The organism is Geodermatophilus sp. TF02-6, assembly GCF_003319115.1.
Taxonomy (GTDB): domain Bacteria; phylum Actinomycetota; class Actinomycetes; order Mycobacteriales; family Geodermatophilaceae; genus Geodermatophilus.
Genome location: NZ_QOHF01000032.1, coordinates 1 through 13,618, shown reverse-complemented (window position 1 = coordinate 13,618; position 13,618 = coordinate 1). Strand labels below are relative to the sequence as shown.

Here is a 13,618-nt window from a genome sequence, read left to right as displayed (position 1 = left end):
GGTGGAGCAAGGACCCCCTTGCCCCCCACCGCAGAAGGACCCCCTGCCCACCACCGTGGAAGGACCCCGTCCTCCCCACCCTTCGCAAGCTCAGGGCGGTACCCTGGACGGGGCCGTACAAGGGGCCGGGTCCTCCTACTCCGGCGGGGTGAACGACGAGGTCCGCTGCATGCCGGCCGCGCGGCCCTTGCCCGCGATGACCAGCGCCATCTTCCGGCTGGCCTCGTCGATCATCTCCTCGCCCAGCATCGCCGAGCCCTTCCTGCCGCCGGCCTCGGAGGTGTACCAGTCGTAGGCGTCGAGGATCAGCTCGGCGTGGTCGTAGTCGGCCTGCGACGGCGCGTAGATCTCGTTGGCCGCATCGATCTGGCCTGGGTGCAGCACCCACTTGCCGTCGAAGCCGAGCACGGCCGAGCGCCGGGCCACCTCGCGGAAGGCGTCGACGTCGCGGACCTGCAGGAACGGGCCGTCGATGGCCTGCACGCCGCGGGCGCGGGCGGCCATGAGGATGGTCATCAGGATGTGGTGGAACGGATCGCCCGGGTAGTCCGGGTGCAGGGCGCCGACGACGAGCGACTTCATGTTGATGCTGGCCATGAAGTCGGCCGGGCCGAAGATGATCGTCTCGATCCGCGGGCTGGCGAACGCGATGTCGTTGACGTTGATCAGGCCCTGCGCGGTCTCGATCTGCGCCTCGATGCCGATCCGGCCCACCTCCAGGCCGGTGGCCTTCTCGATCTGGGTGAGCAGCAGGTCCAGCGCTTCGACCTGGGCTGCGTCGGCGACCTTGGGCAGCATGATGCAGTCGAGGTCGGCGCCGGCGCCCTCGACGACCTCGATGACGTCGGTGTAGGTCCACTGCGTCGTCCAGTCGTTGACCCGCACGGTGCGGATCTTGTCGCCCCAGCCGCCCTCGGTGAGCGCCGCGACGATGTTCTTCCGCGCCCCGGGCTTGGCCAGCGGCGCGCAGGCGTCCTCCAGGTCGAGGAAGACCTGGTCGGCGTCCAGCCCCTTGGCCTTCTCCAGGAAACGGGGGTTGCTGCCCGGGACGGCGAGGTTGGAACGGCGGGATCGGAGCTCGGCCACGGTGCCTCTCCTCGGGACGACGGTCTTCGGCTCCCGGAGGGTAGCGACGGCGCGTCCGGCCCCGCCCACTGGCGTTGATCATCGGCGGGTGGCGACCCGGCACGCCGACGCCGGCAGCCGCACGACGATGATCAGCTCGGGCGACGGCGACGATGACCGGCTCGGGCGACGGCGGGGACCTCAGGTGGCGGGCTCGGCCAGGGTCGCCGGTCGGCTGGCCCGGACCACCAGGGCGACCCCGGCGACGACCAGCGCGACCCCGGGCAGGGCGAGCAGCGGCGGCACCTGGCCCAGCAGCACCAGCGCGAACACCAGCGCGCCGGGCACCTCGAGCAGCACGACCAGGCTGACCACCGTCGGGCCGACCGAGGAGAGCAGCAGGTTGAGCAGCGTGTGCCCGAGCAGCTGGGCGCAGCCGGTGATGGCCGCGATCAGCAGCCAGTCGCGCGCGGCGAAGCCGGCCAGCGGGACGTCGACCACGGCCGCCGAGACGGCGACCACGGCCGCGCACACCGAGTAGCAGACCACCGCGTAGGCCGACGTGGACAGCCGCTGCCGCGCCCGCGCGCCGGCGAGCACGTAGCCCGCGGCGCAGATCGCGCCGAGCAGCGCCAGCCCGTCGCCGGCCAGCGCCCGCAGGCTGACGGTGACGTCCACCCCGGCGATCAGCGCGACGCCGAGCACCGCGAGGACCAGCCCCCACCAGATCGCCGCCGGCAGCCGCACGCCGCTGACCCGGGCGGCCAGCGCCGTCCAGACGGGGGTGGTGGTGACCAGCGCCGTGGAGGCAGCGACCGTCGTCATCGACAGGCTGGGCAGCCAGGCGGCGAAGTGGGCGGCGAGGAACAGCCCGGCCACCGCCGAGGTGCCCAGGTCGCGGGGCCGCAGGCCGGCCAGGGTCGGCCGCTCGCGCAGCAGCAGCACCGGGAGCAGCGCCGCCGTCCCACCGACGTTGCGCCAGAACGCCAGCGCCAGCACCGGCGCGGTCAGCATCGTGGTCAGCGGCGCCGACAGCGAGATGCCGACGACCGCGACCGCCATGATCGCGACGTCCCGGCTGCCGGGCCGGTGGACCGCCCAGGCGCCGGCGGCCCCGCGGCCCCCGTGCAGGGGCCCGCCGCGAGCCTCGATCGGCCCCCCTGCAGGGGCCCGCCGCGAGCCTGCGAGCGGTGGGGGGCAGGGGGGTCCTTCACGGGGGGCAGGGGGGTCCTTTGACTTCAAATCACGGCACCCGGATCCGGCCCCGCGCGACCGGCACCACCGCGCCCTGCACGGTGGCGGCGACCGCACGCCCACCCGAGGCGGTGACGGTGCAGGAGAGCACCGAGGGGCGGCCCCGCGCCTCGCCCTGCCCGACCACGTAGGACGACGTCCCGTCCGGGGCGAGCAGCCCCGCCGCCACCAGCCAGACGCCGGCGCCGAGGGCCGCCGAGCCGGTCGCGGGGTCCTCACCCCAGGCGAGGTCGCGGGCGAAGGCCCGCGCGGAGGCGGTGGAGGTCGCGGCGTCCCAGGCCAGCACCGACACGCCCTCCCCGACGCCGAGCCGCCCGAGCAGGGCCGGGATGGGCGTGGCGTCGTCGACGACCTCGCGGCGCACGGCCAGGAAGGCGAACGGCAACCCGCAGCCGGCGACGTGCGCGGGGACCCCGACGGCGTCGGCGGCCGAGAGCCCCACCGCCTCGGCCAGCGCGCCCGGCTCGGGGCCGTCCTCGAGGGTGGGCTGACCGCCGGAGAGCGTCGCACCCTCCTCGTCGACCACCAGGTCGAGGACGCCCACGCCGCACTCCTGGCGCACCGTGCCCGCGGCGAGCCGTCCCGTGCGGACCAGGGTGTGCGCCGCCCCGACGCTCGGGTGCCCGGCGAAGGGCAGCTCGGCGTAGGGGGTGAAGATCCGCACCCGGTAGTCGGCGTCCTCGGCCTGCGGGGCGCACAGGAACGACGTCTCCGAGAGGTGGAACTCGTCGGCCAGCGCCTGGCACTGCGCGGTGGTCAGGTCGTCGGCGTCGAACACCACGGCCAGCGGGTTGCCGGCGAAGGCCCGCGGCGCGAACACGTCGACGACCTCGTAGTCCAGCTCTGCTCCGGGGGACGGCACGTGCCGACGGTAGCCTCAGCGACCGTGACCGAGCCCGCGAGGTCACGCCCGGGCCCGGCACCCCCGGGCGCGGGGTCGACGAGTGGGGAGCACCTCCCGCGTGCGGAGGACGGCGAGGAGGTTGGCGTGACCACCGTGACCAGGGCCTACGTCTCCCGCCTGGCCGGGTTACCCGTCTTCGACCCCAACGGCGACCGCGTGGGCCGGGTCCGCGACGTCGTCGTGGCCCTGCGCGTGGGCACCGCCGCCCCCCGCGTGCTCGGCCTGGTCGTCGAGGTGGTGGCCCGCCGCCGCATCTTCGTGCCGATGGGCCGGGTCACCGCCGTCGACCCGGGCGCGGTGGTGCTCGGGTCGGGCACGCTGAACCTCAAGCGGTTCGAGCAGCGGCGCGGGGAGACCCTCGTGCTCGGTGAGCTGCTGGACCGCACGGTGCGGATCACCGAGTCCGGCAGGACGGCGACGGTGGTCGACGCCGGCATGGAGCAGACCCGCACCGGCGACTGGGTGCTGTCCAAGCTGGCCGTCCAGGAGCCGGGCCGGCTGGGCCGCCGGGGTCAGCTGCACCAGCTGGGCTGGGACGAGGTGACCGGGCTGGCCCTCCCCCAGACCGGGCAGGGCGCCGAGACGCTGATCGCCACCTACCGGGAGCTCAACGCCGCCGACCTCGCCCACGCCCTGCAAGACCTGCCGATCAAGCGGCGGCACGAGGTGGCCGAGGCGCTGGACGACGAGCGGCTGGCCGACGTGCTCGGCGAGCTGCCCGAGGGCGACCAGATCACCATCCTGGGCACGCTGGACGAGAAGCGGGCGGCCGACGTGCTGGAGGTGATGGACCCCGACGACGCCGCCGACCTGCTCGCCGAGCTGTCGGGCGTCGACCGCAACCGGCTGCTGGAGCTGATGGAGCCCGACGAGGCCGAGCCGGTGCGCCAGCTGCTGCAGTACTCCGAGGACACCGCCGGCGGCATCATGACCAGCGAGCCGGTGATCCTCGCTCCCGACGCCACGATCGCCGAGGCGCTGGCCCGGGTGCGCGAGCCGGAGCTGACCCCGTCCCTGGCCAGCCAGGTGTACGTGTGCCGGCCGCCGTCGGCCACCCCCACCGGGCGCTACCTGGGTCTGGCGCACATCCAGCGGCTGCTGCGCGAACCGCCGTCCACCCTGGTCAGCGGGGTGCTCGACGACCTGGAGCCGCTGCGCCCGGAGGCGCCGCTGGGCGAGGTGACCCGCTACTTCGCCACGTACAACCTGGTCGCCGCGCCGGTGGTCGACGCCCAGGGCCGGCTGGTCGGCGCGGTCAGCGTCGACGACGTGCTCGACCACCTGCTTCCCGACGACTGGCGCGAGCGGGGCCGCCGTGGCTGACGGGCGCCGCCTGGACGTCCCGCGGGGGGCGCGCGGCTTCGGCGGCTTCCTGCGGCTGGACCCCGACGCGGTCGGTCGCTTCGCCGAGGCCATCGCCCGCTTCCTGGGCACCGGGCGCTTCCTCGCCGTCCAGACGGTGGTCGTGGCCGTCTGGATCCTGCTCAACGTCTCCGCCGTGCAGCTGCGGTGGGACCCCTACCCGTTCATCCTGCTCAACCTGGCGTTCTCCACCCAGGCCGCCTACGCCGCGCCGCTGATCCTGCTGGCGCAGAACCGGCAGGCCGACCGCGACCGGGTGCAGGCCGAGGAGGACCGCGCCCGGGCGGCGACCACCCGCGCCGACACCGAGTACCTGGCCCGCGAGCTGGCCGCGCTCCGCGTCGCCGTCGGCGAGCTGGCCACCCGCGACTTCATCCGCAGCGAGCTGGGCCGGCTGGCCGAGGAGCAGAGCGAGGAGGCCGCGCGGCGGGAGCGCAAGCGGAGGAAGCGGGAGGTCGCCGCCCGCGACGGCGGCTGACCGGCCCCCTCCAGGGCGGGCCCCGTCCCGAGACCCGCGGCGGGACCCTACGAGGGGACCGGGGTCCTTCCTGGCTCAGCCGGCGAGACGTGCCGCCGCCCGGTCCAGCCGACCGGTGACCGGACGGGCCGCGGTGGCGGCGGCCAGGCCGACGGTCGGTAGGTCGACGTAGACGCTCTCGGCCCGGCTCACCTCGTAGGTCTCGTGCCAGACCCCCACCGCGCCCGGCACCCTGCGGGCGCGCCGGTTGAACGCCGTCCAGGCCGGGCGGTGCCGGGCGCCGCGGTCGGTGGCGTAGCGGTAGAGGTCCGCGGCGCGCCGCCAGTACTGGACGAGCACCGGGCCCCGCCAACCCAGGGTCATGCGGTACCCGAGGAAGCCGGAGTCGGGGTCGGTCGCCAGCTCGCGCAGCATCGGCCCCATGGCGGCCAGGACCGGCAGCCAGGCGTCCGGCCGCCACAGCCGGTTGATCCTCATCCCGATGAGGAAGACGGTGAGGTCTCCCGTGTGGTCGTGGGTCCAGCGCCCGTGGGCGATCCGTGCCATGCTGGCCTCCTCGTTGGATAGTAGAGATCCCCAATGTTGGATAGTGGAACTTCCCAATGTCAAGGAGGGTCGTGCAGATCTCCGAGCTGGCGCGCCGGGCCGGGATCCCGGTGGCGACCGTGAAGTACTACCTGCGGGAGGGCCTGGTGCCGCCCGGCGAGCTGACCGGCGCGACCCGCGCCCGGTACGGCGAAGAGCACCTGGCCCGGCTGCGGCTGGTCCGCGCGCTCCTGGGCCCGGGCAGGCTGTCGGTCGCCACGGCCCGCGCCGTCCTGGCCGCCGTCGACGACCCGGGGACCTCGGTGCACGAGGCCCTCGGCGCGGCGCACCGCGCGCTGCCCGGGGTCGGGGTCGACGGCGCGCCCGACCTGGACGAGGCCCGCGCCCACCTGCGCCGCTGGGGATGGCGGGTGGCGGCGGACTCCCCCGCCCTGCTCGCCCTGGCCGGCGCGCTGGACGCGCTGCGGACGGCGGGGTCCCCGCCCCCCGACGGGCTGCTGGACCGCTACGCCGCTGCCGCCGGCCGGCTCGGCGAGCAGGACGTCGCCGACATCCCCGCGGGCTCCCTGGTCGAGGCCGTGCGCTTCGTGGTGGTCAACACCGTGCTGCTGGAGCCCGTCCTCCTGGCCCTGCGCCGCCTGGCCCAGGAGGACGCGTCCCGCCGGCGCTTCCCGGACGGGCGGCCGAGCGGTGCGGAGGGCCGCTGAGGACGTCCGGTGGCGACCTGGCGGAGCCCTGTGGATCAGCCGGCGAGGACGTGCACCAGCGCGCCCGCCACGCCGGCGAGCACCAGGACGACGATGAACGGCGCCCGCAGCGCCAGCGCCAGGGCGGCCACCGCCAGCCCGACCAGCCGCCCGTCGAGCACCAGCGCGTTGCCGGAGGTGGCCGCCTGGACGGCGACCAGCGCGGCCAGCAGCGCGGCCGGGACGAAGTCGACGACCCGCGCCACCCACGGCTGCTCGACCCAGGCCGCGGGCACCGACAGCCCGGCCAGCTTGAGCAGGTAGCAGCCCAGCGACCCGGCGAGGACCGCCGCCCACAGCGCGGTGCCGCTCACGGCGCGCTCACCGGACGCGGCCGCCCGGCCAGCGCGACGGCCACGACCGCGGCGATCACCTGCACACCGGCCGGGACGACCGGGGTCAGCGCCAGCGCCACCACCGCCCCGCCGACCGCCACCCGCCGCTGCACCGCCGCCTCCGGGGAGGAACGCCGCAGCCGCGGCCACAGCAGCGCCAGGAACGCCGCCGGGACGACGGCGTCGAGCGCGGCCTGGGCCGTCTCCCCCAACCCGGAGGCGCCGAGCGCACCGAGGAGCGTGGTCAGGTTCCAGCCGAGGTAGATCGTCGCGCCGCCGACGAGGAACGCCAGCCGGGCGAGCGCCCGGTCCGGGGCGGCGATCGCCAGCGCCGTCGTCTCGTCGATGACCCAGTGCGCCGTGCCGACCCGCCGGACCGGCCCGCGCGGCTGCAGCAACGGGACCAGCCGGACGCCGTAGACGGTGTTGCGGGTGCCGAGCAGCAGCGCGCTGCCGACGGCGGCGGCCACCCCGCCTCCGGCGCCCAGGACGCCGACCAGGGCGAACTGCGAGGCGCCGGTGAACATCAGCAGCGACAGCGTCGTCGCCTGCCACGGGTCCAGGCCGGCGGCGTCGGCGGCGGCGCCGAAGGCCACCCCGTAGAGGCCGACCGCCAGCCCGAGCCCGACGGCGTCGCGCAGGACGGCGGAGCGGGCGGTGGACACCCGCCCGAGGCTAGCCAGGCCCCGCTGCGGGTCGGATCGCTCCTCTGCCGGCGGGCCGGCGCCCTCCCCGCCGTACAGTGGGAACAGACCCGTGTGCGCAGGTCGCCGCCGCCTCTCGGCGGGCCGGACCGGGTGCCCCGTCGAAGGAGACAGACGACAACGATGTCCGCCCCGATGACCGGCGCGCCGGCGCTCGACGCCGTCAACGCCGCACTGGCCACCGTGCAGGACCCGGAGATCAACCGCCCGCTGACCGAGCTGGGCATGGTCAAGGACGTGCAGATCGGCGCCGACGGCGCGGTCCGGGTCGAGGTGTACCTGACCGTCGCCGGCTGCCCGATGCGCGAGACGATCACCAACCGGGTCACCCAGGCCGTCTCCGCCGTCGCCGGTGTCACCGCGGTGCAGGTCGGGCTGGACGTGATGAGCGACGAGCAGCGCGCCGAGCTGCGCCGCACCGTGCGCGGCACCGACGCCGCCGACCCGGTCATCCCGTTCGCCCAGCCCGGCTCGCTGACCCGCGTGTACGCCGTCGCCTCCGGCAAGGGCGGCGTCGGCAAGTCCAGCGTCACGGTCAACCTGGCCGCCGCGCTGGTCCGGCGCGGCCTGTCGGTGGGGGTGGTGGACGCCGACATCTACGGCCACTCGGTGCCGCGCATGCTCGGCGTCGACGACAGGCCGACCCAGGTCGACAACATGATCATGCCGCCGCAGGCCTACGGGGTGAAGGTCATCTCGATCGGCATGTTCACCCCGGGCAACACCCCGGTGGTGTGGCGCGGGCCGATGCTGCACCGCGCGCTGCAGCAGTTCCTCGCCGACGTGTGGTGGGGCGACCTCGACGTCCTGCTGCTCGACCTGCCGCCCGGCACCGGAGACGTGGCGATCTCCATCGCCCAGCTGCTGCCGGGCGCCGAGATCCTCGTGGTGACCACGCCGCAGCTGGCCGCCGCCGAGGTGGCCGAGCGGGCCGGCGCGATCGCCACGCAGACCCACCAGCAGGTGGTCGGCGTCATCGAGAACATGTCCTGGCTGGACCTGCCCGACGGCTCCCGCCTGGAGGTCTTCGGCTCCGGCGGTGGCGAGGCGGTCTCCGAGGCGCTGACCCGCACCCTCGGTGCCCGGGTGCCGCTGCTGGGCCAGATCCCGCTGGACACGCGGGTGCGCGAGGCCGGGGACGCCGGCGCGCCGGTCGTGCTGGCCGACCCGGACACGCCTGCCGCGCGGGCCCTGGCCGCGATCGCCGACGGCCTGGCCGTCCGCCAGCGCGGCCTGTCCGGCATGTCGCTGGGGCTCACCCCCGTCCGCCACTGAAGGGCGCCGGCCCGCACTGCGCGAGAGGAGCCAGCAATGTGAGTCGGGGACTACGTCGCGTCGGGGTCGAACGGTGGCGGGGTGGCCCGGTCGCGGGACCGGGCGGCCGCCAGCCTGGTCGCGGCGGTGGCCCCGCTGGGCCGCGGCGGCGGGTCGTCGTCGGCGAGCAGCTGGTTGCGGATGAACGTCCTCGGGTGGTACTGGCGCAGGTCGAGGTCGCGCAGGTGGGCGAGGTCCTCGCCCAGCGTCTCGTCCACCTGGGCCCGGACGCCGGTGATCGCCTCCCGCACCTTCTTCAGCCCGGTGGCGGCGTCCTTGGCCAGGTGCGGCAGCCGCTCGGGACCGAAGATGAACAGCGCGGCGAGCGCGAGGACGACGATCTCACCCCACCCGATCGAGTCGAACACGCGGCCACTCCCGTCCTCCCCGCGGATCCCCGGTCCAGCGTAGGAGGAGGACCACCCTTCCCCCCACTCCTCGGAGAAGGACCCCCTGCCCCCCGCCACTCGCAGGCTCGTAGCGGGACCCTGCAGGGGGCCGGCCCTGGAGGGTGGCCGACGGGCGTCGTCAGGCCGCGTCGAGGGTCGCCTGCACCGTCGTGGAGGACCCGTTCCGGATCAGCTCGAGGGTGATGGTCTCGCCCGGCTCGTGGGCGTCGACGGCGACGACGAGCTCCTCGGAGCTGCCGACCGGGGCGCCGTCCACCGCGATGACGACGTCCTGCTCGCGGATGCCAGCCGCGGCGCCGGCGCCGCCCGGCTCGACGTTGACCACCAGCGCACCGTCGCGGGTGCCGTCGGTGACCGAGCGGGCGTTGACCCCGAGCGAGGCGTGCACGGCCTGCCCGGTGCCGATGAGCTGCTCGGCGATGTCGCGGACGGTGTCGATCGGGATGGCGAAGCCGAGGCCCACGCTGCCGCCGCCGAGCGAGGCGATGGCGGTGTTGATGCCGATGACCTGCCCCGCGGCGTCGACCAGCGCGCCCCCGGAGTTGCCCGGGTTGATCGGCGCGTCGGTCTGCACGGCGCTGATCACCGCGTTGGTGTCGCTGCCCTCGCCGGACAGCCGCACCGGCCGGTCGAGCGCGCTGACGATGCCGCTGGTGACCGTGCTGGCCAGGCCCAGCGGGGAGCCGATGGCGACGACCGGGTCGCCGACGACCACGTCGTCGGAGTCGCCGAGCGCGGCGGTGACCAGGCCGGGCTTCTCCACCTTGAGGACGGCGACGTCGCTGGCCGGGTCGCGCCCGACGATGCGCGCCGCCGAGCCGCTGCCGTCGGAGAAGACCGCGCGGATCTCGGCGCCCTCGACGCCGTCGGCGCCGGAGATCACGTGGTTGTTGGTGACGATGTAGCCGTTCGCCCCGTCGATGACGACACCCGAGCCGGTCGCCCCGGCCTCACCGATGCGCACCTCGACCGAGACGACGGTCGGGGTGACCCGCGCGGCGATGTCGGACACCGACCCCGGCTCGCGCGCGATGCCCTCGTCCGTCTCGTTGAGCTGGGTGCCGGGGGCCAGCAGCGGCGTCTCGTCGGCGGTGCGGGTCAGCCAGTAGCCGACGGCGCCCCCGAGCAGGCCGACCAGCAGGACGGCGAGGAGGGCGAGCACCGACAGCCGGATCGACAGGTCGCGCAGCCGCAGCCGCCTGCGGCCCTTGGCGTCGACCACGACCGGACCGGGCTGCTCGGGCTCCTCGAACACCGCGGGGCCGGCCAACCCGGCCGGGGCGTACGGGTCGCGCCAGGGGTCGGCGCGGGCGTCGGCCTTCCACCACGGGCCGATGGCGGTGCGCCGCCGTCCGGGGCGCCCGCCCGGGGGCTCCTGCAGCCCGCGCTGCCCGGGAGCGGACGGCGCGAAGGCGCGCAGCACCGCCTCGGGCGGCGGCGCCGGCTGGGAGCGCGGCGGGGGCAGCGGACGGTCGCCGGCGAAGCTGCCGGGCACGGCGGCCGGGCGTCCGAAGGCGGCCTGCTGAGCCGGGCTGGACGCCGGTGCGGGTGCGACGGCCGGGCGGGTGCGGCCCGGCGGCGGATCGAAGCCGCCGGCGCCGTCCCGCGGACGGGCGTAGGACTCCTCGGGGACCGGTCCGGGCTCGCTGCCGCCCTCGGACGACGGGTCCTGCCCGGGCGGGGTGTCGGCGCGGGTGCTCAGGGCGTCCCGCCCGCTGCGTCGGCGACAGCGACCGTGCCCACGGTCGTGGCGCGCACCACCGGTGGGACGATCTCGGTGCGTTCCTGCGGCGAGCCGCCGGCCACCGAGGCCGGGGACGGGCGGTCCCCGGCGGGAGAGGCCGGCAGGCTGAGCGCCAGCGCGGCCACGCCCAGTCCGAGCCCGAGCAGCGCCCCCGTGACGCCGCGGCGCAGCCAACGGGCCTGGCCGGGGCGGCCGGGACGGGCCGGCGGCGGGTCCAGCGGCACCGACCACGCGCCGGAGGCGCCGCGGACGGTGAGCTGGCCCGGGCCGGCGGCGAGCGCACCCAGGCCGCTGCCCGCGCCGGGGACGTCGGCGGTGAACGGGATGGCCCGCAGACGCGAGAGCAGGTCGCTGGGCACGGCGACGTCCGAGCAGGTGTGCAGGGCCTCCTTGGCCTCCCGCTGGGCCTGCACGGCCATCTGGCACTGCGCACACCCGGCGAGGTGGCGGGCCGCGCGGGTGGCGGGCCCACCGGCCAGTTCGCCGTCCACGAGGGCGGTGATCGCCTCCTGGGCCAGGTGGCTCTCCGGGATGTTCACCCCGCGCTCCCCTCCACGACGGCCTCCTCGCCGGCGACCGGCCGACGGGGGGCCAGGTGGGCGAGGGCCTCCCGCAGTTGGACGCGGCCGCGGTGGATGCGGCTGCGGACGGTGCCCAGCTTGATGCCGAGGGTGGCCGCGATCTCCTCGTAGGTCAGCCCCTCGATGTCGCAGAGGACGACGGCGACGCGGAACTCGGGCGAGAGCGCGTCGAGCGCCGCCTGCACCTGCGGGTCGAGGTGGGTGTCGTTGTAGACCTGCTCGGGGCTGGGGGCGGTGCCCGGCAGCCGCTCGGTGTCCTCCGGCAGGGCGTCGAAGCGGATGCGCTGCCGGCGCCGGACCATGTCGAGGAAGAGGTTGGTCGTGATGCGGTGCAGCCAGCCCTCGAAGGTGCCCGGGGAGAAGTCGGCCAGCGAGCGGAAGACCCGGACGAAGGTCTCCTGGGTCAGGTCCTCGGCGTCCTGCGGGTTGCCCGAGAGGCGGTAGGCCAGGCGGTAGACCCGCGCGGAGTGGTCGCGCACGACCTGCTCCCAGGTCGGCGCCACCCAGCCCTCGGCCGCGTCGCCGGGCACGTCGGGGGCCGCCTCCGGCGTGGGGTCGGTCGCGTCGGGCACGGCTCCAGGATCGCAGACCGGAGCCGTCGTCGGCCTCCCGGCGTCGGCAGGTCGGACGGGGGCGGCTGGCTCCGGTTCCACGCAACGACCAACGGGCCGGTCACGGCCCGGTGTTCCCGTTCCCAGGGAGCTCACAGGTGCGCCGGTCGCAGGCGGTTCGGCCGGACCGGGCCACTACCCTCGGCCGGTGATGAGCGCCGAGGGACCCTCGCCGGGGAAGGACGGCGCCGCCTACGCCGACCGCTTCGCGACCGAGACCCCCGCCCTCCTGGCGGCCCGGTCCCGCGCGAGCCGCCTGGCCGGCCCGACCCCGGTGCAGCCCGCGGTCGGCGCCACGCTGGCCGTGCTGGCCGCGGGCGCCGGCGCCCGGACGGTCGTGTCGATCGGCAGCGGCGGCGGGGTGGCCGGGCTGTGGCTGCTGCGGGGCATGCGGCCGGACGGCGTCCTCACCGCCCTGGACGGCGACCCCGAGCAGCTGCGCGCCGCCCGCCGGGCGTTCGCCGAGGCCGGCCACCCGCCCGGCCGCACCCGGGTGATCTTCGGGACGCCCGCGGAGGTGCTGCCCCGGCTCTCGCCCGGCGCCTACGACACGGTGGTCTGCACGAGCTCCCCGACCGAGTACGCCGCGCACCTGGATGCCGTGCTCGCCCTGGTCCGTGTGGGCGGCACGGTGGTCTGCCACGGGCTGCTGCAGGGCGGCCGGATCGCCGACCGGTCCGCGCGTGACGAGCAGACGGTGACGTGGCGGGAGCTGGTCCGCACCGTCCGCGAGCACGAGGACCTCACCTCCGCCCTCCTGCCCATCGGGGCCGGCCTGCTGGTGGCCACCCGGCGCCGCTGAGGACTTTGACGAGCTTAGTCGGGTTTATCAAACTCCGTTAAGGTGCTCTCTAAACCTCGAAAAGTCCTGGAGGTCGTATGGAGCGCAGCTCGAACCCGTACACACCGAACGCCGGGGCACCGCCCCGCTACCTGGCTGGTCGCCGTACCGAGGTCGACGACTTCCGTACCCTCCTCCGGCGTCTGGCCCGTGGCTACACAGAACAGTCAGTCGTCATCACGGGCTTGCGCGGCGTGGGTAAGACCGTGCTCCTCGGGGAGTACCGCCGCATCGCCGACGAAGAGAGCTGGGTGCCGATCGACGCCGAGGTCTCAAGAACACGCCCTTCGGTCCGCAGATCGCCAATCTGGGACGCAGGGCTCTCTTTTCAGTGTCACCCAAGGCTCGTTGGGGTGACCGCACCACCAGGGCAGCCGGCATCCTCAAGTCCTTCTCCCTCACCGTCCAGGCCGACGGAAGTCTGACTGCAGGTCTGGACGTTGAGCCTGAGTGGGGACGCGCGGACACCGGCAATCTGAACGACGACCTCGCTGACGTCTTCGAGGCGATCGGGGAAGCGGCTGTTGAGAAGGACACGGGTGTCGTCTTCCTGTTCGATGAAATCCAGTTTTTGTCCAAGGTCGAACTCGAAGCACTGAGGTTTTCTCAACGGATTGGTCGTTCGGCGATGGTGAGGACGAGTGCCGCTTTGGCGATGGCGCCGATTCGCCACGGACACAGCCGAATGCGGCGCAGCGCCTTCCATCGCATCTTCAGCAGCGC

At 75.2% G+C, this 13,618-nt stretch carries 16 protein-coding genes and 1 pseudogene; 6 read left to right on the top strand and 11 right to left on the bottom strand.

Annotated features, from left to right (window positions below; translation table 11 throughout):
- Positions 1 to 135 precede the first annotated feature (135 nt).
- The 3 genes from DQ238_RS20850 to DQ238_RS20840 form a co-directional block, all read right to left on the bottom strand.
- The gene (locus tag DQ238_RS20850; protein ID WP_113783170.1) at positions 136 to 1,086 is read right to left on the bottom strand and encodes a CoA ester lyase; all 951 of its coding nucleotides are present in this window, start codon (positions 1,084 to 1,086) and stop codon (positions 136 to 138) included.
- Between the two features lie 180 nt (positions 1,087 to 1,266).
- The gene (locus DQ238_RS20845; protein ID WP_113783169.1) at positions 1,267 to 2,127 is read right to left on the bottom strand and encodes a DMT family transporter; all 861 of its coding nucleotides are present in this window, start codon (positions 2,125 to 2,127) and stop codon (positions 1,267 to 1,269) included.
- A 181-nt stretch (positions 2,128 to 2,308) separates the two neighbouring features.
- On the bottom strand, positions 2,309 to 3,181 hold the full coding sequence (locus DQ238_RS20840; protein ID WP_113783168.1) for a PhzF family phenazine biosynthesis protein: 873 nt from the start codon (positions 3,179 to 3,181) through the stop codon (positions 2,309 to 2,311).
- Between the two features lie 126 nt (positions 3,182 to 3,307).
- Between DQ238_RS20840 and DQ238_RS20835 the strand changes: the two genes are divergently transcribed.
- Positions 3,308 to 4,546, top strand: coding sequence for a magnesium transporter MgtE N-terminal domain-containing protein (locus tag DQ238_RS20835; protein ID WP_113783167.1), 1,239 nt, complete (start codon positions 3,308 to 3,310; stop codon positions 4,544 to 4,546).
- A complete protein-coding gene (locus DQ238_RS20830) occupies positions 4,539 to 5,063 on the top strand; it encodes a DUF1003 domain-containing protein (RefSeq protein ID WP_113783166.1) in 525 nt (174 codons plus the stop codon). The genes DQ238_RS20835 and DQ238_RS20830 overlap by 8 nt, the downstream gene beginning before the upstream one ends.
- A 75-nt stretch (positions 5,064 to 5,138) precedes the next feature.
- Here DQ238_RS20830 and DQ238_RS20825 read toward each other — a convergent pair whose 3' ends face one another.
- Positions 5,139 to 5,609, bottom strand: a complete 471-nt coding sequence (locus tag DQ238_RS20825; protein WP_113783165.1) for a DUF4188 domain-containing protein — start codon at positions 5,607 to 5,609, stop codon at positions 5,139 to 5,141.
- Between the two features lie 71 nt (positions 5,610 to 5,680).
- On the opposite strand from DQ238_RS20825, the gene DQ238_RS20820 reads away from it, so the two are divergent.
- The gene (locus DQ238_RS20820; protein ID WP_113783164.1) at positions 5,681 to 6,316 is read left to right on the top strand and encodes a MerR family transcriptional regulator; all 636 of its coding nucleotides are present in this window, start codon (positions 5,681 to 5,683) and stop codon (positions 6,314 to 6,316) included.
- Between the two features lie 35 nt (positions 6,317 to 6,351).
- Here the strand turns inward: DQ238_RS20820 and DQ238_RS20815 are convergent, their stop codons facing one another.
- The gene (locus tag DQ238_RS20815) at positions 6,352 to 6,669 is read right to left on the bottom strand and encodes an AzlD domain-containing protein (protein WP_113783163.1); all 318 of its coding nucleotides are present in this window, start codon (positions 6,667 to 6,669) and stop codon (positions 6,352 to 6,354) included.
- A complete protein-coding gene (locus tag DQ238_RS20810; protein ID WP_233496152.1) occupies positions 6,666 to 7,355 on the bottom strand; it encodes an AzlC family ABC transporter permease in 690 nt (229 codons plus the stop codon). Before DQ238_RS20810 ends, DQ238_RS20815 begins: the two co-directional genes overlap by 4 nt.
- A 162-nt stretch (positions 7,356 to 7,517) precedes the next feature.
- Between DQ238_RS20810 and DQ238_RS20805 the strand changes: the two genes are divergently transcribed.
- Positions 7,518 to 8,669 carry an Mrp/NBP35 family ATP-binding protein gene (locus DQ238_RS20805; RefSeq protein WP_113783162.1) on the top strand — a complete coding sequence of 384 codons (1,152 nt, stop codon included), beginning with the start codon at positions 7,518 to 7,520 and terminating at the stop codon, positions 8,667 to 8,669.
- A gap of 50 nt (positions 8,670 to 8,719) precedes the next feature.
- Here the strand turns inward: DQ238_RS20805 and DQ238_RS20800 are convergent, their stop codons facing one another.
- From DQ238_RS20800 to sigE, 4 genes are all read right to left on the bottom strand, one after another.
- Positions 8,720 to 9,076 carry a twin-arginine translocase TatA/TatE family subunit gene (locus tag DQ238_RS20800; protein WP_113783161.1) on the bottom strand — a complete coding sequence of 119 codons (357 nt, stop codon included), beginning with the start codon at positions 9,074 to 9,076 and terminating at the stop codon, positions 8,720 to 8,722.
- Positions 9,077 to 9,236: 160 nt separating this feature from the next.
- Positions 9,237 to 10,613 (bottom strand): S1C family serine protease, encoded by a 1,377-nt coding sequence (locus DQ238_RS20795; RefSeq protein WP_233496151.1) that lies wholly within the window; start codon positions 10,611 to 10,613, stop codon positions 9,237 to 9,239.
- Between the two features lie 203 nt (positions 10,614 to 10,816).
- Entirely contained in the window at positions 10,817 to 11,401 is a 585-nt protein-coding gene (locus tag DQ238_RS24295) for an anti-sigma factor (RefSeq protein ID WP_113783160.1), read from the bottom strand.
- Positions 11,398 to 12,015: an RNA polymerase sigma factor SigE gene (gene sigE / locus DQ238_RS20785; RefSeq protein WP_233496150.1), complete on the bottom strand. Its 618-nt coding sequence runs from the start codon at positions 12,013 to 12,015 to the stop codon at positions 11,398 to 11,400. Before sigE ends, DQ238_RS24295 begins: the two co-directional genes overlap by 4 nt.
- Positions 12,016 to 12,205: 190 nt before the next feature.
- On the opposite strand from sigE, the gene DQ238_RS20780 reads away from it, so the two are divergent.
- Together DQ238_RS20780 and DQ238_RS24475 are read left to right on the top strand one after the other, a co-directional pair.
- Positions 12,206 to 12,856, top strand: coding sequence for an O-methyltransferase (locus tag DQ238_RS20780; protein WP_113783159.1), 651 nt, complete (start codon positions 12,206 to 12,208; stop codon positions 12,854 to 12,856).
- Positions 12,857 to 12,933: 77 nt separating this feature from the next.
- On the top strand, positions 12,934 to 13,320 hold the full coding sequence (locus DQ238_RS24475) for an ATP-binding protein (protein WP_113783158.1): 387 nt from the start codon (positions 12,934 to 12,936) through the stop codon (positions 13,318 to 13,320).
- Between the two features lie 181 nt (positions 13,321 to 13,501).
- On the opposite strand, the pseudogene DQ238_RS20770 reads toward DQ238_RS24475, so the two are convergent.
- Positions 13,502 to 13,618 (bottom strand): annotated as a pseudogene (locus tag DQ238_RS20770) (IS5/IS1182 family transposase); the annotation flags it as partial.

Coding starts and splice junctions, on each gene's coding strand:
- DQ238_RS20845 (WP_113783169.1), bottom strand. CDS start 2,127: ATGGCGGTCGCGGTCGTCGGCATCTCGCTGTCGGCGCCGCTGACCACG.
- DQ238_RS20825 (WP_113783165.1), bottom strand. CDS start 5,609: ATGGCACGGATCGCCCACGGGCGCTGGACCCACGACCACACGGGAGAC.
- DQ238_RS20805 (WP_113783162.1), top strand. CDS start 7,518: ATGTCCGCCCCGATGACCGGCGCGCCGGCGCTCGACGCCGTCAACGCC.
- DQ238_RS20780 (WP_113783159.1), top strand. CDS start 12,206: ATGAGCGCCGAGGGACCCTCGCCGGGGAAGGACGGCGCCGCCTACGCC.
- DQ238_RS24475 (WP_113783158.1), top strand. CDS start 12,934: ATGGAGCGCAGCTCGAACCCGTACACACCGAACGCCGGGGCACCGCCC.